The sequence below is a fragment of the Pseudomonas sp. LBUM1661 genome, assembly GCF_059695925.1.
This window is the reverse complement of sequence record NZ_CP166794.1, coordinates 5,642,983-5,664,020: the sequence shown is the minus strand read 5'-3', so window position 1 is coordinate 5,664,020 and position 21,038 is coordinate 5,642,983. Positions and strand designations below refer to the sequence as shown.

Annotated in this window: 16 protein-coding genes; 4 read left to right on the top strand and 12 right to left on the bottom strand. The window is 61.3% G+C overall.

What is annotated here, in order from left to right; genetic code table 11:
* Positions 1 to 131 precede the first annotated feature (131 nt).
* The 5 genes from ACA057_RS25975 to ACA057_RS25955 form a co-directional block, all read right to left on the bottom strand.
* Positions 132 to 1,496 (bottom strand): heavy metal sensor histidine kinase, encoded by a 1,365-nt coding sequence (locus ACA057_RS25975; RefSeq protein ID WP_497343486.1) that lies wholly within the window; start codon positions 1,494 to 1,496, stop codon positions 132 to 134.
* The gene (locus ACA057_RS25970; RefSeq protein ID WP_401361791.1) at positions 1,486 to 2,163 is read right to left on the bottom strand and encodes a heavy metal response regulator transcription factor; all 678 of its coding nucleotides are present in this window, start codon (positions 2,161 to 2,163) and stop codon (positions 1,486 to 1,488) included. The genes ACA057_RS25975 and ACA057_RS25970 overlap by 11 nt, the downstream gene beginning before the upstream one ends.
* Before the next feature lie 9 nt (positions 2,164 to 2,172).
* The gene (locus tag ACA057_RS25965) at positions 2,173 to 5,274 is read right to left on the bottom strand and encodes a multidrug efflux RND transporter permease subunit (RefSeq protein ID WP_497343483.1); all 3,102 of its coding nucleotides are present in this window, start codon (positions 5,272 to 5,274) and stop codon (positions 2,173 to 2,175) included.
* A complete protein-coding gene (locus tag ACA057_RS25960) occupies positions 5,271 to 6,431 on the bottom strand; it encodes an efflux RND transporter periplasmic adaptor subunit (RefSeq protein ID WP_497343481.1) in 1,161 nt (386 codons plus the stop codon). The genes ACA057_RS25965 and ACA057_RS25960 overlap by 4 nt, the downstream gene beginning before the upstream one ends.
* A 1,066-nt stretch (positions 6,432 to 7,497) precedes the next feature.
* Complete coding sequence (locus ACA057_RS25955; RefSeq protein ID WP_059406223.1) at positions 7,498 to 8,466, bottom strand: LysR family transcriptional regulator; 969 nt, start codon at positions 8,464 to 8,466, stop codon at positions 7,498 to 7,500.
* 202 nt (positions 8,467 to 8,668) lie between these two features.
* On the opposite strand from ACA057_RS25955, the gene ACA057_RS25950 reads away from it, so the two are divergent.
* From ACA057_RS25950 to ACA057_RS25935, 4 genes are all read left to right on the top strand, one after another.
* Complete coding sequence (locus ACA057_RS25950; protein WP_497343479.1) at positions 8,669 to 10,168, top strand: efflux transporter outer membrane subunit; 1,500 nt, start codon at positions 8,669 to 8,671, stop codon at positions 10,166 to 10,168.
* Between the two features lie 121 nt (positions 10,169 to 10,289).
* Entirely contained in the window at positions 10,290 to 12,491 is a 2,202-nt protein-coding gene (locus ACA057_RS25945; protein WP_497343477.1) for an FUSC family protein, read from the top strand.
* On the top strand, positions 12,481 to 12,681 hold the full coding sequence (locus ACA057_RS25940; protein ID WP_007896379.1) for a DUF1656 domain-containing protein: 201 nt from the start codon (positions 12,481 to 12,483) through the stop codon (positions 12,679 to 12,681). Before ACA057_RS25945 ends, ACA057_RS25940 begins: the two co-directional genes overlap by 11 nt.
* Before the next feature lie 25 nt (positions 12,682 to 12,706).
* Positions 12,707 to 13,570 carry an efflux RND transporter periplasmic adaptor subunit gene (locus ACA057_RS25935; RefSeq protein WP_497343475.1) on the top strand — a complete coding sequence of 288 codons (864 nt, stop codon included), beginning with the start codon at positions 12,707 to 12,709 and terminating at the stop codon, positions 13,568 to 13,570.
* A 139-nt stretch (positions 13,571 to 13,709) separates the two neighbouring features.
* Here ACA057_RS25935 and ACA057_RS25930 read toward each other — a convergent pair whose 3' ends face one another.
* The 7 genes from ACA057_RS25930 to ACA057_RS25900 all read right to left on the bottom strand — a co-directional run bounded on the left by ACA057_RS25930 (position 13,710) and on the right by ACA057_RS25900 (position 20,935).
* Complete coding sequence (locus ACA057_RS25930; RefSeq protein WP_059406227.1) at positions 13,710 to 14,108, bottom strand: hypothetical protein; 399 nt, start codon at positions 14,106 to 14,108, stop codon at positions 13,710 to 13,712.
* A gap of 134 nt (positions 14,109 to 14,242) precedes the next feature.
* On the bottom strand, positions 14,243 to 15,067 hold the full coding sequence (locus tag ACA057_RS25925) for an SDR family oxidoreductase (protein ID WP_497343473.1): 825 nt from the start codon (positions 15,065 to 15,067) through the stop codon (positions 14,243 to 14,245).
* A 34-nt stretch (positions 15,068 to 15,101) separates the two neighbouring features.
* The gene (locus ACA057_RS25920; protein ID WP_497343471.1) at positions 15,102 to 15,566 is read right to left on the bottom strand and encodes a multidrug transporter; all 465 of its coding nucleotides are present in this window, start codon (positions 15,564 to 15,566) and stop codon (positions 15,102 to 15,104) included.
* Positions 15,567 to 15,850: 284 nt separating this feature from the next.
* Complete coding sequence (locus ACA057_RS25915) at positions 15,851 to 17,302, bottom strand: mannose-1-phosphate guanylyltransferase/mannose-6-phosphate isomerase (RefSeq protein ID WP_497343469.1); 1,452 nt, start codon at positions 17,300 to 17,302, stop codon at positions 15,851 to 15,853.
* Positions 17,303 to 17,511: 209 nt separating this feature from the next.
* On the bottom strand, positions 17,512 to 18,165 hold the full coding sequence (locus ACA057_RS25910; protein ID WP_497343467.1) for an alginate O-acetyltransferase AlgF: 654 nt from the start codon (positions 18,163 to 18,165) through the stop codon (positions 17,512 to 17,514).
* Positions 18,166 to 18,182: 17 nt separating this feature from the next.
* Positions 18,183 to 19,358, bottom strand: a complete 1,176-nt coding sequence (locus ACA057_RS25905; RefSeq protein ID WP_109628069.1) for an alginate O-acetyltransferase — start codon at positions 19,356 to 19,358, stop codon at positions 18,183 to 18,185.
* Between the two features lie 11 nt (positions 19,359 to 19,369).
* The gene (locus ACA057_RS25900) at positions 19,370 to 20,935 is read right to left on the bottom strand and encodes an MBOAT family O-acyltransferase (RefSeq protein WP_109628070.1); all 1,566 of its coding nucleotides are present in this window, start codon (positions 20,933 to 20,935) and stop codon (positions 19,370 to 19,372) included.
* Positions 20,936 to 21,038 lie beyond the last annotated feature (103 nt).

Here is a 21,038-nt window from a genome sequence, read left to right as displayed (position 1 = left end):
TGGAGAAGGGAAAAAGAGCGGATTCATGAAAGGACTATTGCGCGAAAGGTAAGAGTCGCCACGCGCGATACCTGTAGTAGCTGCCGAAGGCTGCGTCCGGCTGCTACAGGGTCAGTGCAGGCCGGGAGGGGTCAGACGGGCAGGTGGATACCGAAGGTATTCATGCCGTGGTCACTGCGCACAAACACATCCCCGCCGTGCATCAGCGCAATCGCCTTGACGATCGCCAGGCCCAATCCATGGTTGTTGCCACTGTTGCTGCGCGAGGCATCGACCCGGTAAAAACGCTCGAACAATCGCGGCAGATGCTCGCTGGCAATCGGCGACCCGGGGTTTGCGACCCCGATGCTGACCTGATGCGCTTCAACCTCGATCCGCACCTCAATCACCTGCCCGGGCTCGGTGTGCTGCACCGCGTTGCTCAGCAGATTGATCAACGCCCGGCGCAGATGCGCAATCTCGATCCGTACCTGCGCATCGCCACTGACCTGCACCTGAACCTGGGCGTCTTCGAGGATGAAATCCAGGTATTCCAGGGTCGTCGCTACTTCGTCCGCCAGCGACGTGGAGGTCAGTTTAGTGGCCTTGCTTCCCTGGTCGGCGCTGGCGAGGAACAGCATGTCGTTGATGATCGAGCGCAATCGCTCAAGCTCTTCGAGGTTCGATTGCAGCACTTCAAAATAGTGTTCCGCCGAACGTCCGCGCGTCAGCGCAACCTGGGTCTGGCCGATCAGGTTGGTCAGCGGTGAGCGCAGTTCATGGGCCACGTCCGCGTTGAACGATTCCAGTCGCGAGTAAGCCTGTTCCACCCGCTCCAGCGTGGAGTTGAACGAGTTGACGAACTGATTCAATTCCGGCGGCAGTGACGACATGCGCAAGCGTCCGGAGCGCAAGGGCGGGGCCAGACGCTGGGCTTCCTGAGACAGCTTGATCAGCGGTTTGAGACCGATCCGCGCCACCCAATACCCAAGGGCCGAGGCCAACAGCACACCGATGATCGCCAAGCTGATCAGGGCAATCAGCAAGTGGTGCTGGGTCTCGAAAAACGTCTCGGTGTCGATGCCGATTATGAAGCGCAGCGGTGGCCGCTGGTCCTTGGCCGGGAACTGGCTGACCAGCACTTTCAGTGGATAAGGCTGATCCGGCAGTTTCAAGTCGCGCATGCCCAGCGGCCCCTCGGCAAAGGCGCGGATCTGCGGTGTCAGGTTGCCGTATTCGTAGTGCGGATCGCCGCTGATGATCCAGAAACTGATGCGCTTGTCTTCTTCGCCGAGCAGCTTGAGCTTGTTGTTGATCTTCACCCAATGCTCGGGTGTGCCGTAACGCCCGACCGTGGATTCGAGCACGCTGTACCGCGCGTCCAGCTCGGCTTCGGGCAACAGGCCCAGGCCTTTATCGACCTGCTGGTACAGCGCCCAGCCGATCAATAGAAAGACTAAAAGCGCCACCAGCGTAAACATCCCGCTGAGGCGCAACGCGATCGAATTACTGGACACCACGGCTCTCCAGCACATAACCCATGCCACGAATCGTGTGCAGCAATTTCTCTTCAAACGGCCCGTCGAGCTTGGCCCGCAGACGTTTGATCGCGACTTCCACGACGTTGGCGTCGCTGTCGAAATTGATGTCCCAGACCATCTCCGCGATGGCGGTTTTCGAGAGGATTTCACCTTGGCGGCGGGCCAGCACACTGAGCAGCGAGAACTCTTTGGCGGTGAGGTCTAGACGAGTGCCGGCACGGGTAGCCTTGCGGCTGATCAAATCGATCCACAGGTCGGCGATGCTGACCTGCACCGGCTCATGACCGCCGCTGCGCCGGGTCAGCGCTTGCAGGCGTGCCACCAGTTCAAGGAAGGAAAACGGTTTGCCGAGGTAGTCGTCGGCACCGTCGCGCAGGCCCTTGATGCGATCTTCCACACGCTCGCGGGCGGTGAGCATGATCACCGGGGTTTGCTTGCGCGCACGCAATGCGCGCAGTACGCCGAAGCCATCAAGGCCCGGCAGCATGACGTCGAGGACGATCACCGCGTAGTCGCTTTCCAGCGCCAGGTGCAGGCCTTCCACACCCTCCCGCGCCAGGTCCACGGTGTAACCCTGTTCCGTCAGGCCGCGGTGCAAATAGTCCGCGGTTTTTTCTTCGTCTTCGATAATCAGAACGCGCATGACCCCGCCTCAGTCTGTGGTCGCCAGCACCGGTTGCGGTGCAGGTTTGGGCCTATGGAATAGCCGCTCAAGCCACAAGTATATGACCGGAGTGGTGAACAGCGTCAGCGCCTGGCTAACCAGCAAGCCGCCGACCACCGCGATGCCTAATGGTTGGCGCAGTTCGGCGCCGGTGCCGTAGCCGAGCATCAGCGGCAGGGCGCCGAGCAGGGCGGCGAGGGTGGTCATGATGATCGGCCGGAACCGTGTGATGCAGGCCTGGTAGATCGCTTCTTCCGGCGGCAATCCCCCTTTGCGCTGGGCTTCGAGGGCGAAGTCGATCATCAGGATGCCGTTTTTCTTGACGATGCCGATCAGCAGCACCAGGCCGATCAACGCCATGATCGAAAAGTCCTGGCCGCAGATCCACAGCATGATCACCGCGCCGAGTCCCGCCGAGGGCAGAGTCGAGATAATGGTCAGCGGATGCACGAAGCTCTCATAGAGCACGCCGAGAATGATGTACACCGCCACCAGCGCCGCCAGAATCAGCCACGGCTGGCTGGCCAGCGAACTCTGGAACGCCTGGGCCGCGCCCTGGAAATTGCCGCTCATCGCTGCCGGCATGCCGATTTCAGCCTTGGCCTGGTTGAGCATGATCACCGCATCCCCCAGCGCCACGCCGGGTGCCAGGTTGAACGAGAGGTTGGCCGCCGGGAACATGCCGTCATGGGCAATGGACAAGGGGCCGACCGTTGGCGCATCGAACTTGGCCAGCGCCGACAGCGGCACCATTTTCCCGCTCAGGGGCGAGCGCAGGTAGAAATAGTTGAGGCTTTCGGCTTTTCCGCGCTGCTTGGTGTCGAGTTCCAGTATCACGTTGTACTGGTTGATCTGGGTCTGGAATTCGTTGATCTGCCTCTGACCGAAGGCGTCGTACAGCGCTTCGTCGACGTCGCTGGCGGTCAGGCCAAAACGCGCCGCCGCGCTGCGGTCGATGCTGATGTGGGTGATGCTGCCGCCCAATTGCAGGTCGTTGGAAATGTCGCGGAACGCCGGGTTGCTGCGCAGTTTTTCCGTCAGGCGCTGGGTCCAGGTGCTCAGGACCGCACCGTCGTTACTCTTGAGCACGTATTGGTACTGGGCGCGGCTCGGGCCGGAGCTGAGGTTGATGTCCTGGCCGGCGCGCAGGTAGAGCACGATGCCTGGGACTTTCATCAGCTGCGGGCGAATTCGGTCGATGAACTGGCTGGCCGAGACGTCGCGGTCACCGCGTTTTTTCAGGGCGATCCAGAAGCGGCCGTTGGCGATGGTCTGGTTGCTGCCCGAGACCCCGACCGAATGGGAAAACGCCTGGACGGCCGGGTCGGCAGCGACGATTTCTGCCATCGCCAGGTGTTTTTTCACCATGTCGCCGTAGGAAATGTCGGCCGCTGCTTCGGTGGTGCCAAGGACGAAACCGGTGTCCTGCACCGGAAAGAAACCTTTGGGGATGAAGATGTACCCGACGATGGCCAGGGCCAGGGACAAGCCGAACACACCGATCATCAACTTCTGATGGGCGAGGGCGCGGCGCAGGAGCTTTTCATAGCCGGCGAGCAAGCGTTCGCCAAACGTCGGTTTACTGTGGGCGTGATGCACCGGCGCACGCATGAACAGCGCGGCCAGGGTTGGCGCCAGGGTCAGCGACACCACCACCGAAATCATGATGGTCGAGGTCGCCGTCAGGGCAAATTCCTTGAACAGCCGCCCGACCACGCCGCCCATGAACAGCAGCGGAATAAACGCCGCCACCAGCGAGAAACTGATGGAAACCACGGTGAACCCGATCTCGCCAGCGCCTTTGATCGCGGCCTCGCGCATGCCGTCGCCGGCCTCGAGGTGACGGTGGATGTTCTCCACCACCACAATCGCATCGTCGACCACAAACCCCACGGCCACCACGATCGCCACCAGGGTCAGGTTGTTCAGGCTGAAGCCCATGATGTACATCAGGGCGAAACTGGCGGTCAGTGAAACCCCGAGCACCGCCGACACAATCATCGTCGCCGACCATTGGCGCAGGAACAGCGCCATCACCGCCACCACCAGCATGATGGCGATCAGCAGGGTGACTTCCACTTCATGCAGGGACGCGCGGATGGTTTGGGTGCGGTCGATCAGCACCTTGACCTGCACCGAGGCCGGCAGCATCGCTTCCAGGCCGGGCAGGGCCGCTTGAATGCGGTCCACGGTCTCGACGATGTTGGCCCCCGGTTGCCGCGAGATCACCAGGTTCACCCCCGGCCGATCCCCGGCCCAGGCTTGCACGTAGGCATCTTCCGAACCGTTGACGACTTTGGCCACATCCTTTAGATGAACCGGTGCGCCGTCCTTGTAGGAAACGATGAGCTGGCTGTATTCCTCGGGGTGGAACAGCTGGTCGTTGGTCGACAGGGTCGAAATGCTCGACTCACCGTACAGCGCACCTTTGGCCAGGTTGAGGCTGGTGTTCTGGATCGCCAGGCGAATGTCCGCCAGGGTCAGGCCGATGGCCGCGAGTTTGTCCGCCGAGGCTTGCACGCGAATGGCCGGACGTTGCTGACCGGTGATGTTGATTTGGCCTACGCCGTCGATCTGGCTGATCTGACGCGAAAGCAGGGTTTCCACCAGGTCGCTGAGTTCGGTGCCGGGCATCTGGGTCGAGTTGACGCTGAGGATCAGCACCGGGCTGTCGGCCGGGTTGACCTTGCGCCACGTCGGCAGGGTCGGCATGTCCTTGGGCAGTTTGCCGGCAGCGGTGTTGATGGCGGCCTGAACTTCCTGGGCGGCGGTGTCGATGCTTTTGTCGAGGGTGAATTGCAGGGTCAGGTTGGTCGAGCCGAGGGCGCTGCTCGAGGTCATCTGGGTCACGCCGGGGATGGCGCTGAATTGCACTTCTAGGGGCGTCGCCACCGACGACGCCATGGTTTCCGGGCTGGCGCCAGGCAATTGGGCCGCCACCTGAATGGTCGGGAATTCGGCTTCCGGCAACGGCGCAATCGGCAAGCGCGGGAAGGCGATGACGCCCAGCAGCACCAGGGCGAAAGTCAGCAGGAGCGTCGCGACCGGATGATCGATGCACCACGCGGAGACCGAGCCATGGCCTTTCATGGTTTCGGCTCCGATTGCACCACTTGCGGCGGATCAGTCAGGACCTGGACCGTCGAACCGGGCTTGAGTCGCGACTGGCCGTCGCTGACCAGGATGTCGCCCGGATTGACGCCTTTGATGGTGTCCTGGCCGCTGCCTTGATAGACCATTTGCACCTGGACGGTTTCGACTTTGTCACCTTTGACCCGGTAGACGAAGTGTTGATCGAGCCCGCGTTGTACGACCGTGGGCGGTACGACCAGCGCATCTTTATCCAGCGCAGTCTGAATTTTTACCGTCACCAGCAGGCCCGGCCAGAGTTTTTGCCCGGGGTTGTTGAATTCAGCCTTGGCGCGGATGGTCCCGGTGTTGGCGTTGATCTGGTTGTCGATCAGGGTCAGGTGGCCTTCGCCCAGCAGGTTGCCGGTTTCGCCATCGGTGTCGGCGCCGATGTAGGCCTTCACTTTGGCGCGCTCCGGGTCACCGATCAGGCCTTGCAGGGTCGGCAGCATCTGTTGCGGCAGGGAGAACTCCACGGCGATCGGGTCGATCTGGGTTACGGTGAACAGGCCTTGGGCGTCGGTCATGCGCAGGAAGTTGCCTTCATCGACGGTGCGAATACCGACGCGACCGGTTACCGGGGAGCGAATCTGGGTGTAGGACAGTTGAACCTGGGCGGCGTCGATTGAGGCCTGATTGCCTTGGGCGGTGGCCTTGAGTTGGTTGACCAGCGCTTGTTGCTGGTCGTAGGTCTGCTTGGAGACGCCGTCGTCGACGCTCAGCAGTTTGTAGCGCTTGAGGTTGACCAGGGCGACTTGCAGTTGCGCCTGGCTTTCGCCCAATTGAGCCTTGGCCTGGTCGAGGCTGGCGCGGATCGAACGGTCGTCGATGGTGGCCAGCAGGTCGCCCTTGTTGACGAGTTGGCCTTCTTTGACCAGCAATTTGGTAAGGATGCCGTCAATCTGCGGGCGTACGACGACGCTGTGCAGGGACAGGACCGAGCCGATGCCGCTGACGTAGCGAGGGACGTCTTTTTCGGTGACGCTGACCACTCGCACGGGGATGGCGGTGGAGGTGGTGAGTTTTGTCGTGGCGGGTTTGGTGGCATACCACAGGCCCAGCGCTGCCAGAACGATCAGAAGGGCGACGAGCAGGGCGGGGTTTTTCTGAATTCGCATGCGAGTGGGGCGCCGGGGCTGGGTAGTCGAGGTTTGGTCTGGTTTGTACCTTCCTTTATAAACCTGTTAGCCCGTCAGGAGAGTGACTGCTAACTGACGGCGCTGTCAGTTTGGTGCTCTTGGCGGCCTTTTAGCCGACCAGGTTCTTTCAGGGGGTACATATCCATTTCTGCGGTGATGGCTGATATTGGTTCCGCCCTTACGGCGGGTCACTTGGAAAAGCCCCAAGTAACCAAGGGCTCTTGCCCCTTTCGTTCGGTGCCTCGCCTAGGCTCGGCATGCCCTCGCTCCGGTCCTGCTCCGTGGGCCCGCCGCCATCGGCCATCCCTGGCCGGGGGCGGCTAACCCGGCATCCCTGCCGGGTTGCCCACTGCGCAGAACCTGCGCTCGGCCTCACGATGGGGCGGTGCATCAAGAGCAAAAGCACGGCGGCCTGCAGGCCGGCCTGATTGGGGAATGCGAGTTCCCCTGTAGGAGCGAGCTTGCTCGCGAAGAACATCAATAATGGCGCGTTTTAATAGGATAAACGCGGTGTCTATCAGTCCATCGCGAGCAAGCTCGCTCCTACAGGGACGTCGTCGATTTCAGACGTTACGTTCGCTTTTGATCTTGCCGTTGCTTCGGCTTTTGATTTTGATCTGTTGCCCCTTTCCCAGAGGCCGAACGCAGGCGTTGCGCAGGGGGTACCGCGGCAAGGATGCCGCGGTAGCCGCCCCCGGCCAGGGATGGCCGATGGCGGCGGGCCCCCGGAGCAATGCCGGAGTGAGGGCATGCCGAGCCACAGCGAGGCACCGAATGGCGGGGTAAAAGCGCTTTGGTTACTTTCGCGCTTTTCGAAAGTGACTCGCTGTAAAAGCGAAACCATTAGCAGCCGTTACCGCAGGAATGGATATGTTCACCAGAAAGAAAATGGTCGGCTATAAGGCCGCCATCGCAGGCAAGCCAGCTCCCACATTTGGACTGTGTACACCTGCAAAAAATGGTCGGCTATAAGACCGCCATCGCAGGCAAGCCAGCTCCCACATTTGAACTGTGAACATCTGCAAAAAACCGGATGTCCGCAGGATCAATTCGCCACCCGAACCCCACCCATGCTCCCGCTCAGTTCATAAGCCGTCAGTTCTGCCTGGTGCGCCGCCAATATCTCCGGCAGCGACCCGCGCAAATACTCGACCCAGGTCTTGATCTTCGCATCCAGGTATTGCCGTGACGGGTAGATCGCATACAGGTTCAGTTCCTGCGAGCGATACTTGGGCATCACCCGCACCAGACTGCCATTGCGCAACCCTTCGATCGCCGCATACACCGGCAAAACCCCCACCCCCATGCCACTGGTGATCGCAGTCTTCATCGCATCGGCAGAGTTCACCAGAAACGGCGAGCTGTTGATGGTGACCATCTCCTGTCCCTCAGGCCCGTCGAAGGTCCACTTCTCCAGCGGAATCACCGGGCTCACCAGCCGCAAACACGCATGGTTGAGCAAGTCGCTGGGTTTCTGCGCGCAACCGTTAACTTTCACATAAGCCGGCGAGGCGCAAACGATGCTGTAAGTGATGCCCAGGCGCTGCGAGACGAAGCCCGAGTCCGGCAGTTCACTGGCCAGCACGATGGACACGTCGTAGCCCTCGTCCAGTAAATCCGGCACACGGTTGGCCATGGTCAGGTCGAAGGTGACGTCGGGGTGGGTCTTGCGGTAGCGGGCGATGGCGTCGATCACGAAGTGCTGACCGATGCCGGTCATGGTGTGCACTTTGAGTTGCCCGGCCGGGCGCGCATGGGCGTCGCTGGCTTCGGCTTCGGCTTCTTCGACGTAGGCCAGGATCTGCTCGCAGCGCAACAGGTAGCGCTTGCCGGCTTCGGTCAGGGCGATGCGTCGGGTCGTGCGGTTGAGCAGGCGGGTTTGCAGGTGGGCTTCCAGGTTGGAGACCGCGCGCGAGACGTTGGCCGTGGTGGTGTCGAGTTGCACGGCGGCGGCGGTGAAGCTGCCGGCCTCGGCCACGTAACTGAAGGCGCGCATGTTTTGCAAAGTGTCCATGGGGTGCTCTCTGGGCGAATGACAAATTGTGACACGAAGTTTCTGCTTTTTTACAGGCGACTAAAGGTGGACCAACGGATTATCGCGCGAACGGTAACAAAGATTCACAGGAATCCCACCTTATCGCGATCAAGGCCCACCCCTAGAATTGCGCCGGCTCCTACACGGATCTTGTGCCCCCTCACCTCAGGAATTTTCAGCAGTGCCGCGTCGCATCAGCAGAGCGCTTCAGACGCTCAGTGTTTTGGCTTTAACCCTGGCAATCAGCGGCTGCGTCGGTACCGGAGGTATTGCCCCACAGGGCAAGGCAATGGAGGCCGATTCATTGGCCACCGACGAAGCCATCCACAGCGCCGCCCAAGACGCTCACTGGCCCACCGCGCAATGGTGGCAGGCTTACGGCGACCCGCAATTGAACCGCTGGATCAACCTCGCCGTGCAAGGCAGCCCGACCATGGCCATGGCCGCCGCGCGGGTGCGTCAGGCCAAGTCCATGGCCGGTATCGCGGAATCTGCGGAGTCGCTGCAGATCAATGGCGAATCCACGCTCAAGCGCCACAACTGGCCGACCGATCAGTTCTACGGGCCGGGCGACCTGGCCAATACCACCACCTGGGACAACAACGCCGCGCTGGGCTTCAGCTACGCCCTCGACCTCTGGGGCCGCGAAAGCAACGCCACGGAGCGCGCCGTGGACATGGCGCATATGACGGCCGCCGAAGCGCGGCTGGCCCAGCTCGAATTGCAGAACAACATCGTTCGCGCCTACATCGAACTGTCGTTGCATTACGCGCAACGGGACATCGTCGAGGCAACGCTCAAGCAGCAACAGCAGATTCTCGACTTGGCGCAAAAACGCCTGAACGGCGGGATCGGCACGCATTTCGAAGTCAGCCAGGCCGAGACGCCGCTCCCGGAAACCCATCGCCAGATCGATGCACTGGACGAAGAAATCGCCTTGAGCCGCAATCAACTGGCCGCATTGGCAGGTTTTGGCCCGGGGGAGGGCGCGCAGTTGCAACGGCCGACGTTATCACTGGGGGCGGCGCTGAAGCTTCCGTCGTCGCTGCCGGCGCAATTGCTCGGTCAGCGTCCGGACGTGGTTGCCAGTCGCTGGCAAGTAGCGGCGCAGGCGCGGGGCATCGATGTTGCCCACGCCGGTTTCTACCCCAACGTCGATCTGGTCGGCAGCCTCGGTTACATGGCCACCGGCGGCGGGGCGCTGGAGTTCCTGACCGGCAAGAAACTCAACTACAGCGTGGGCCCGGCGATTTCCTTGCCGATCTTTGACGGCGGTCGTTTGCGCTCGGAGCTGGGCGAAGCCTCGGCCGGGTATGACATCGCCGTGGCCAAGTACAACCAGACGCTGGTCAATGCGCTGAAAAACATCTCCGACCAGTTGATCCGCCGCGAGTCCATGGACAAACAGCAATCTTTCGCCGCCGAGTCGGTGGCCACCGCGCAGAAGACGTACGACATCGCGATGATCGCGTATCAGCGCGGCCTCACCGACTACCTCAACGTGCTCAACGCCCAGACGCTGTTGTTCAAACAGCAGCAAGTCCAGCAGCAGGTTCAGGCGGCACGACTGAGTGCGCATGCCGAGTTGGTGACGGCGCTCGGTGGCGGGCTCGGTGCCGGCAGCGATGTACCGAAAGACAGTCAGACCGCGGCACCGAAAACTCCGGTCCTTTTGCGTTGAACATCATACCTGTGAGAGCGAGCCTGCTCGCGATGAGGCCGGCACATCCAGCATCGATGTCGACGGGTACTCCGCTATCGCCAGCAGGCTGGCTCCCACAGGTTTCACTGAGCAGGATCCCATGACTCCCTTGCCCGCACCTTTGCGCTGGCTGTATTCCCTTGAATGGCGCCGGGGTTTCTACGACTGGGCGCGCAGCGACGGCGTGACCTGGGTGTACATTTTCAAGGTGCTGTTCGCCGCGTTCCTGACCCTGTGGCTGGCCATGCGTCTGGAATTGCCGCAGCCGCGCACGGCGATGATCACTGTGTTCATCGTCATGCAACCGCAAAGCGGCCATGTGTTGGCCAAGAGTTTTTATCGCTTTCTCGGCACCTTGGCCGGGTCGGCGGTGATGGTCGCGTTGATTGCCTTGTTTGCGCAAAACACCGAACTGTTCCTCGGCTCGCTGGCGATCTGGGTCGGCATCTGCTCGGCGGGTGCCGCGCGTTATCGCAACTTCCGCGCCTACGGTTTTGTGCTCGCCGGGTACACCGCGGCGATGGTCGGCTTGCCCGCGTTGGCCCACCCGGACGGCGCGTTCATGGCGGCGGTCTGGCGGGTGCTGGAAATCTCCCTGGGGATTCTCTGCTCGACCCTTATCAGCGCCGCGATCCTGCCGCAAACCGCCAGCGCGGCGATGCGCAACGCGCTGTATCAACGCTTCGGCGTGTTCGCCTTGTTCGTCACCGACGGCTTGCGCGGTCGCAGCAAACGCGACGCCTTTGAAGCCAGCAACGTACGCTTCATCGCCGAAGCGGTGGGCCTGGAAGGCTTGCGCAGCGTCACCGTATTCGAAGACCCGCACATGCGCCGGCGCAACGGTCGGCTCAGTCGCTTGAACAGCGAGTTCATGGGCATCACCACGCGCTTCAACGCCTTGCACCAACTGCTCGAACGCTTGCGCAGCAGCGGCACCGATCACGTGGTCGGGGCGATCAAACCGGGTTTGCAAGACCTCGCGGAATTGCTCGACGGTTTCACCGGTCGAGCCTTGACCGATGCTGATGCCCGACGTCTGGTGATCGCGCTGACCAACTACAAAGAAGGATTACCGGCGCGCGTTCGCAGCCTGCGCGCGACCTTTCAAGAGAGTGCCCCCAGCGACGCCGAACAACTGGATTTCCACACGGCCTACGAGTTGCTCTACCGCTTTGTCGACGACCTGCACAGTTATGCACAGACCCACGCGTCCCTGGCCGATCACAGCCACGAACGCGAGCAATGGGATGAGCCGTTCACCCCGCAAACCAACTGGATGGCGTCGGCTGCATCGGGGATTCGCGCGGCGTTCATTCTGGTGGTGCTGGGCAGCTATTGGGTTGCCACGGCGTGGCCAAGTGGGGCGACCATGACCCTGATCGCCGCCGCCACCGTAGGTCTTTCCGCCGCCACGCCGAACCCGAAACGCATGGCGTTTCAGATGGCTTGCGGGACGTTCCTCGGGGCGTTGATCGGCTTCTTCGAGATGTTTTTCATCTTCCCCTGGATCGACGGTTTTCCATTGCTCTGCGTGATGCTCGCGCCGGTGATCGTGCTCGGTTCGTTCCTGACGTCGCGGCCGCAGTACGCCGGTGTCGGCCTCGGTTTGCTGATCTTCTTCAGCACCGGTTCGGTGCCGGACAACCTCACGGTCTACAACCCTTACGCCTTCATCAACGACTACATCGCCATGGTGCTCGGCATGCTGGTGTGTGCAGCGGCCGGGGCGATCATTTTGCCGCCCAACAGTCGCTGGTTGTGGCGTCGGCTCGAGCAGGATTTGCGCGGCCAGGTGGTGTACGCCATCAGCGGCAAACTCAAGGGCCTGGCATCGAGTTTTGAAAGCAGCACCCGCGACCTGTTGCACCAGGCCTACGGTCTCGCCATGGGGCAGCCGCAGGTGCAGCGGGACTTGCTGCGCTGGATGTTCGTGGTGCTGGAAGTCGGTCACGCGATCATCGAGTTGCGCAAGGAACAGGCGATCCTGCCGGTGCACCCGGCCTATGCCGAATCGCAGCCGTGGCGTCAGGCGATCCGGGTGATGGGTCGCTCGCTGGTGCGGCTGTTTTTGCAACCGAGCCAGAGCAATCTGGAGCGTGGCCTGATTGCCGTCGACCATGCGATCAGCCGCGTGCAAGCCACTGACGAACCGTTCGCCCCGCACTTCGACACCTCGGCGTTGCGTCGGGTGAAGAGCTACCTGCACTTCATCCGCACCTCGTTGCTCGACCCGCAATCACCGCTCGCCGGTTACATGACTGCCATTAACGCCAAGCCCCAAGGACTTGAACATGCCTCGTGAGATCGCCTTCCACGGCGTGTACATGCCGACTATGACGCTGATGTTTTTCATCGCGGCGGCGCTGGCCTGGGCGCTGGACCGGTTCCTCTCCGGGTTCGATTTGTACCGCTTCTTCTGGCACCCGGCGCTGCTGCGCCTGAGCCTGTTTACCTGTCTGTTCGGCGCCCTGGCGCTGACTGTTTACCGTTGATTCTCTATTTCTGAAGAAGGCCCTGATGAAAAAGCTTTTCAGCCTGCTCGCCACCCTGTTGGTGCTGGCCCTCGCGATATGGATCGGCCGGACCCTCTGGGTGCATTACATGGACACGCCGTGGACTCGCGACGGTCGGGTGCGCGCCGACATCATCAACGTCGCCGCCGACGTCACCGGCGAAGTGGTGAACGTGCCGGTGCGTGACAACCAATTGGTCAAGAAGGGCGATTTGCTGATGCAGATCGACCCCGAGCACTACCGCATCGCGGTCAAGCAGGCGCAGTCGCTGGTGGCCTCACGCAAGTCGACGTGGGAGATGCGCAAGGTCAACGCCCATCGCCGCGCCGACATGGACAACCTGGTGATCTCCAGGGAAAACCGCGACGACGCCAGCAACATCGCCGACTCGGCCCTGGCCGATTACCAGCACGCCCAGGCGCAACTGGAAGCCGCAGAACTGAACCTCAAACGCACCGAAGTCCGCGCGGCAGTGGACGGCTACGTGACCAACCTCAATGTCCATCGCGGCGACTACGCACGCATCGGCGAGGCGAAAATGGCCGTGGTCGACATGAACTCGTTCTGGGTCTACGGCTTCTTCGAAGAAACCAAACTGCCCCACGTGCGGGTTGGCGACAAGGCTGACATGCAGTTGATGAGCGGCGAAGTGCTCAAAGGGCATGTGGAGAGTATTTCGCGCGGCATCTACGACCGTGATAACCCGGAAAGCCGTGAGCTGATTGCGGATGTGAACCCGACGTTTAACTGGGTGCGACTGGCGCAACGGGTGCCGGTGCGGATCCACATTGATGAGGTGCCGGACGGAGTGCTGTTGGCGGCGGGGATTACTTGTACGGTGGTGGTTAAGCAAGGTGATGGTGCATAGCTTGTAGACCGAGTCGCGCCCATCGCGAGCAGGCTCGCTCCCACATTTAACCGAGTTCTTTCAGGAGAATACGATCGAATGTGGGAGCGAGCCTGCTCGCGATGGGGACGACTCGGTCTTCTAGGCATACGACGACAATTCACCCGTTGCAGAACGTCTCCTGCAAATGCCGCCACACCACCTTCCCACCGGCCTGCTTTTCAAACACCACGGTCGAGCGCCGATCCGAGTGCAGCCCGGTCGCATCGGTCTGTTGTTCGCGGTAACTCACGGTGGCGCCCGTGTCGTGCAGGGCAATGCCACGCAACTCACTGAGCTCGATGCGGAACCCCAGTTTCCTGCCACCCGCCAGCAGGAACAATTCGTTCAACGCGTCGAAATCCAGTACCCGGCCCAACGGCGAGACCATGGAAAACTGCGGGGAAAAACGGGTCAGCAGGTGTTCAAGTTCGCTCGCTTCCCGCTCCTCGGCCAGCCACTGTTCGATGGCGATGTGGGCCTGGATCACTTCGTCGAAGTATTCGGTGTAGTCGGTCATGGGGCTTCCTGAAATTATGTGGAGACTGTTCTGCCGCTTTCGCGGGCAAGCCCGCTCCCACAAGGTTTTGCACAATGCCATAGAGAGCATTCACCTGTGGGAGCGGGCTTGCCCGCGATGGTGTCGACCCGGTCTCAGAGCTGCCCACGCAACCCGAACCGCTTCATCAACCCCGACTCCAGCAACCCTTTGGGCAACAGCCCTGCCAACAACGGCAACGCCCGGCTGCCATTGCCCAATCGAATCAGGCGTGGCGGTTTGGCCTGTTGCACGGCCTTGAGCAAACCTTCGGCAAACTCACTGGCCGGGGTCGGGTTGTCCTGGGACGCCTTGGCCCGTGCGCGAATGCCTTCACGCAAGGGGAACCACGGCGATTGTTCAGTGATTAACTGCTCAGCCTCATGCCCGGCATTCTTGGCGAAACTGGAGGCGATAGCGCCCGGCTGGACCTCCATCACCCGCACGCCGAACGGTGCCATTTCCATGCGCAAGGCATCGCTCAAGGCGTGCACCGCCGCTTTCGACGCGCAGTAAGCACCGGCAAACGGGGTCACCAACACCCCCGATACGCTGCCGATGTTGACCACAATTCCTTTGGCCCGGCGCAGCACGGGAAACATCGCGCGCGTCACGCCGACGATGGCAAACACGTTGGTTTCGAACTGGCGTTGCATGGCCGGCACGCCGCCATCGAGCAGCGGCCCCATGGCGCCGTAACCGGCGTTGTTGATCAGCACATCGAGGCCGCCATGCTGCTGGTTGATCCGTTCACTCAACTGTTCGAGTGCGGCGCCGTCGTTGACGTCCAGTGGCACGGCGGTGAACCCGGCCGCCGCCAGAACGGCCACATCCTCGGCCTTGCGGGCGCTGGCCCAGACGGTGTAACCGGCGACTTTGAAGGCGTCGGCGAGAGCGCGGCCAATGCCGCTGGAACAACCGGTAATCAACGCAACGGGCATGGCGCGGTCCTTGTGCAAGAGGAAGAAGGGAGGATCAGTCGGAGAAACTACCCTGCAAACGCTCGGCGCGAAACTCCAGGGTTTCCGGGCGGTAGCCGGGGCGCAGTGGCGGCAGCGGCAAGCAGTCTTCCCAGTTGCCACCGGCCTGCAATTCTCCGGGGCCGCGATAGCGTGGGGCGGTGTATTGATTGTCGGCGAGGTTGACCGTGTCGCCGGGTGCGTACGCGGCGACACGCCAGCGCAATTCGGTCAGTGGCACGTCGTTGCCGTTGTTCATGGTCAGTTGCAGCGGCCGGTCGGCGGGGCAGTGTTGTGGCGCGTAGCTGATGCGCAACTCCAAGCGTTGCAGTTGCTTCACCTCGCGGTGGTCCATCCAGATCACCCACGTGGCGACCACGCCCAATCCTATGGCGGCGGCGACAGACACCGGCAGGGCTTTGGCGGGATAGCGCAATAACAGGATGAGCCAGGTGATGACCAGCAGGACGCCGATGAACATGACGCGAAACCTCGGGAGCAGAGACGGTCATCCTACCTAAGCGCAGGGGCGGTTGGCGATGGGCTTGATGGGTGTGGTGGCTGTGATGGCCTCTTCGCGAGCAAGCCCGCTCCCACATTCGACCGCATTCTCCTGCCAGGACTCGGTCAAATGTGGGAGCGGGCTTGCTCGCGAAGGGGCCGGTGCAGGCGCCCCAAAACCCGGACCAAAAAAAGCCCCCACCCAACCCGCTGCGGATGGGGATCTCAGCGGGCTGGACGGGGGCTTTTTGTTCTACCGAACGCTTACTGCGCGATGGTTTTCACCGACACGCCACGCTCGATCGGGGTCGAACGACCGTAGATATCTTCGAACCGCTCGATATCGTCTTCACCCAGATAGCTGCCCGATTGCACTTCGATGATCTCGAGTGGAATCTTGCCCGGGTTGCGCAGACGGTGAACCGACGCGATCGGGATGTAGGTCGACTGGTTTTCAGTCAGCAGGAACACGTTTTCGTCGCAGGTCACTTCGGCAGTGCCGCTGACCACGATCCAGTGTTCGGCGCGGTGGTGGTGCATCTGCAGCGACAGGCACGCCCCCGGCTTGACCGAGATGCGCTTGACCTGGAAGCGGCCGCCCATGTCCACCGAGTCGTAGGAACCCCACGGACGATAGACTTCGCAGTGGTTCTGGGTTTCGCTGCGGCCCTGGTCGTTGAGCGTGTTGACCATCTGTTTCACGCCTTGGACCTTGTCCTTGTGGACAATCATCATGGCGTCCTTGGTTTCGACGACCACGATGTTTTCCAGGCCGATCACCGACACCAGTTTGCCGTTGCCGTGGATCATGCAGTTTTTGCTGTCCTGAATGACCACGTCGCCTTTGGTGACGTTACCGTTGGCGTCTTTCTCATTCACTTCCCACAGCGACGACCAGCAGCCGACATCGCTCCAACCGGCCGTCAGCGGCACGACGCACGCGCGCTGGGTTTTTTCCATCACGGCGTAGTCGATGGAGTTGTCCGGGCAGCAGGCGAAAGTGGCCGGGTCGATGTCGACCGTGTCGGCATCCTGCGCGCTGCGTTCCAGGGTCAGGACGCACGTGTCGTAGATGTCCGGATCGTGCTTTTTCAGTTCTTCGAGGAAGCGGCTGGCGCGGAACAGGAACATGCCGCTGTTCCAGAAGTAGCCGCCGGACTGGACGTATTCGGTCGCGCGTTTCACGTCCGGTTTTTCAACGAAGTGCGAGACGCGGCTGACACCTTCGGGCAGCAGCGAATCGTTGGTCGACTTGATGTAGCCGTAGCCGGTTTCCGGTTTGGTCGCCGGTACACCGAACAGGACCATTTCGCCGTTTTCCGCAGCGACAGTGGCCAGGGCCAGGGCGCGTTGCAGGGCTTTCTGGTCTTCCAGTACGTGGTCGGCCGGCAGCACCAGCATCAATTCGTCGCGACCTTCGTTGACCAGCATCATCGCGGTCAGGGCCACGGCCGGCGCCGTGTTGCGGCCGAACGGTTCCATCAGGATGCGCTGGGTGTCGAGGTTGCGGGCAGCCAGCTGCTCGTTGACGATAAAGCGGTGGTCCTTGTTGCAGACCACGATCGGGGTGTCCATGCCTTCGAACACCAGGCGTTCCAGGGTTTGCTGGAACAGCGTGTGCTCGCCGGTCAGGGCGAGAAATTGCTTGGGGAATTGCTTACGCGAAAGCGGCCAAAGACGTGAGCCGCTACCACCTGACAAGATCACCGGAATCATGTTGTTACTCCTTGAAAATCGTATGGGTCAGAGCTACTGCGTTCTGTCGTTTCACTCTTGTTCTTATTCCGTGTCCGGACTGACACCTTGACCTTGTGGGAGCTGGCTTGCCTGCGATTGCATCACCTCGGTCTGAACGTTGCACCGAGTCGTCTGCATCGCGGGCAAGCCCGGCTCCCACAGGGAAATGGGTCAATCCGAAAAATTCATTAGCGTGTCGAAACCGGGCGTTTTACCCAGACTGGCGACAGGCTGCTGCCGGTGCCGGTGACGTACAGCACGGCGGCTTCACCGCGTTCCAGGGCAACCGGTTTCACGTCGCCGACTTTGGTGGCGCCGTCATACAGGGCCAGGCTGACTTTGACCGGGTTGATTTCACGCTCGCCACGGCCCTTGGCCGCTACGGACGGAACCACTTCGGTCTTGCCGTCAGCGGTTTTCAGGGTCAGGGCCTTGTCGCTGAGGTTCTGTACGCGAACCAGGGATTTCTGCTTGTTCTTGAACGGCGGCTCTTCGATCAGTTGCGGCGCGCCGCTGGCGTTGTTGACCAGGGTGTAATAGTGGTCGCCGGCCAGTTTCACCGGCAGCGTCTGGCTGCCGACCTTGGCGCTGTAGTCGCCGCCCGGCATGAAGCTGAAGTCGGTGCTGGACAGCGGCGCGACTTCGGCCAGGTTGGTGCTGCCGACGGTGGCGCTGACTTCAGCGTTACCGGCGTTGTAGACACGGACGAAGCTCGAACCTTTCGGTGCAGTCGGGCCGTAGAGTGCAGCGTCACCAGCAAAGGCGGACATCGATAACACGCTCATGCCAGCAACAAGTGCAAAGGTCTTGGCGAGACGGCGAGGAGTAGTAGTGAAAGTCATGGTAGTACCTCTCTCTTTCAGTTTTGCGCCCGGTCGGGCGTCTCGGATTTAGTGTTTGCGGCTACGTTTTGTTGGCGGGCGCCGGCTTCTTTGAGCTCTGCGACCCACTGCGGGTCGGCGTCGCCGATTTCGTTGTTCACAGGCAGATAACGTTCAGGAAACTCCCAGATCAGCACCTGTGGTGGGCTGTTCTTGAAAGCATCACTTTTCAGGTAGCTGAGCATCGGCAGAATCGGGCCGTGGCCGTCTTCGGCGTAATTGACCACGTCGCTGTTCAGCGCTTGTTTCAGCGCACCGACGAAGTTCCAGTTCGGGTTGGCGCTGTAGCTGGTGCCGATCAGGGCCACCGGCACTTCAGTGTTGGCGAACAGCGCGTCATCACCGGCAGGCTGGTCTTGCGCGACCACGGTGTTGCGCTTTTGCAACGGTTCGGTCTTCGGCATCAGGTTTTCGAACAGCGGGTCCAGCGGCAGGAACAACCGCAGGTCGCCCTTGTGCGTGACTTTCTCCGCAGGTTCAGTGACGAAGCGTTGCGGCTCGCCGCTGAGCGGGGTCTTCTCGGCAATGGTCTTGGCCAGAGTCTCGGCGGCGATTTGTGCGCCTTCCGGGGTCCAGTGAGTGTCGGTTCGCAGGAACACTTGCTGACCGTCGAGCTTGGCGTGGAGCATCGGACCGAACAGGTCGGGCGCGATGATCTTGTTGGCCGCCACACGAGCGTGGAAGTCTTCATAGAGGTTGGCGTGAATGCTCGAAGGCTTCACTTGGCCCAGGTGTTCCGGGTACAGGCGAGTCTTGGCCGGCACGATCGCCATCACCAGTTTCACGCCTTTGGCCTTGAGTTCCTGACGTACGCCTTCTACGAGCGCGTAGTTGCCTTGCAGGTTCAACTCTTCGTTGACGATCGGGTTGAATTCTTCATCGCTGTACAACCATTGATCGCGGCCGAGCACGACGCCCGGACGACCTTCGTTGAACAGTTTGAAATCCAGCGCAGCCCAAAGGTTGGTGCCCAGGCGCTTGATCGGGAACTCTTCGTCGTAATGCGTTTCCACGGCTTTGGCCCAGCGGCCATTGAGCACTGTCGCGTCGGCGTTGGTGCTGAAGCCGAAGAAGCTGCGCGTCGACCACAGGCCCAGCACCAGCAGGGTCACCATGAACAGGGCGATGTAGAAGATACGTAATGAGCGGGTCATGGTCAGATCCCTCAGAACTGGAAGTAAAGGAACGGCGAGAAGCTTTGCGCCGAGAGTTTGAAAATCGAGGCGATGAACAGCACCAGGACCAGCGTGCGCATCACGTAACGGGACCAGTCCGCCGTCCAGTAGGCCGGTTGCACGGTGGCTTCAACGCCAACGGTGTAGCCAGGCTCATGGATGCTGGTCGGGTTGTCGCCCGGTACGGCTTTGATCATTCCTGGCGTGGCAGCGGCAGGGCCGTCGGCCTCGACGTTGACCACAGGCTTGGTCTTCTCAGGCGGCAGGTTGCTGTAGAAATCGCGGATGCCGAAGAACGCCAGGGTCATGTAAGCCACCACCAGGGTTGCCACTTGCAGGCCGGTGAGGCTGGCCGCGTTGAGTTCCGACAGTGACCATTCACCGAAGCTGAACATCGCGCCGTACATGCGACCGGCGACGTGCAGGTTTTCCGAGCGGAAGATCACCCAGCCCATGACCACGAGCAGGAAGGTCAGGGCCCAGCGGATCGGGTTGATGCTGCGCGGCGAGGTATTCAGGCCCAGGGCTTTTTCAATCGCCAGCCACATGCCGTGCCACGCACCCCAGATGATGTAGGTGATGTTCGCGCCGTGCCACAGACCACCGAGCAGCATGGTCAGGAACAGGTTGCGATAGGTCATCAGCGTGCCTTTGCGATTGCCGCCCAGCGTGATGTACAGGTAGTCACGCAGCCAGGTGGACAGGCTGATGTGCCAGCGCCGCCAGAACTCGGTGATCGACTGGCTGATGTACGGCTGTTTGAAGTTTTCCATGAAGCGGAAACCCATCATCAAGCCCAGGCCGATGGCCATGTCGCTGTAGCCGGAGAAGTCGAAATACAACTGCGCGGTGTACGCCAGCGCGCCGAGCCAGGCATCGCCCGTGGTCGGGTTCTGCAAGGCGAAGCAATGGTCGGCGACCACCGCGAGGGTGTCGGCGATGAAGACTTTCTTGATGAAACCCTGCATGAACCGCGTGGCACCTTCGGAGAACTTGTCGAGGGTGTGGGTGCGGTTGTTGAACTGGTCGGCGAGGTCGCGAAAACGCAACACCGGGCCGGCAATCAGGTGCGGGAAGATCGCCACGAACGCCGCAAAGTCGATCAGGTTGCGCGTTGCCGGCGTGTCGCCACGGTAGACGTCGATGATGTAGCTGATGGACTCGAAGATGTAGAACGAGATCCCGATCGGCAACAGCACGTGGGTCAGGATGAACGGCGAAAGACCCACCGACGTCATCATCGCGTTGATGCTGTCGACGCCGAAGTTGGCGTACTTGAAGTAGCCGAGGATGCACAGGTCGACGCCCACGCCGAGCAGCAGCCAGCGCTGGGCCGGTTTGGTCCGAACGCCTGCGGCGCCGACTTTGAGGCCGATCCAGTAGTTCCACAGCGTGACGGCGGCGAACAGCGCGAGGAAGTCCACGCGCCACCAGGCATAGAACACATAGCTGGCGAGCAGCAGCAGCAGGTTGCGATAGCGTATTCCGCTCAAGTAGTACATGCCGAGAAAGATCGGCAAGAACAAAAACAGGAACACATTGGACGAAAATACCATCCCGATCTCTCCGTGTTTAACCAACAGTCGAGGGCCGCAGCCCCCCCAAACCCCCCACCCAAAAAACGGGGGAATAACACTCAACTCACATCGTGTACTGACC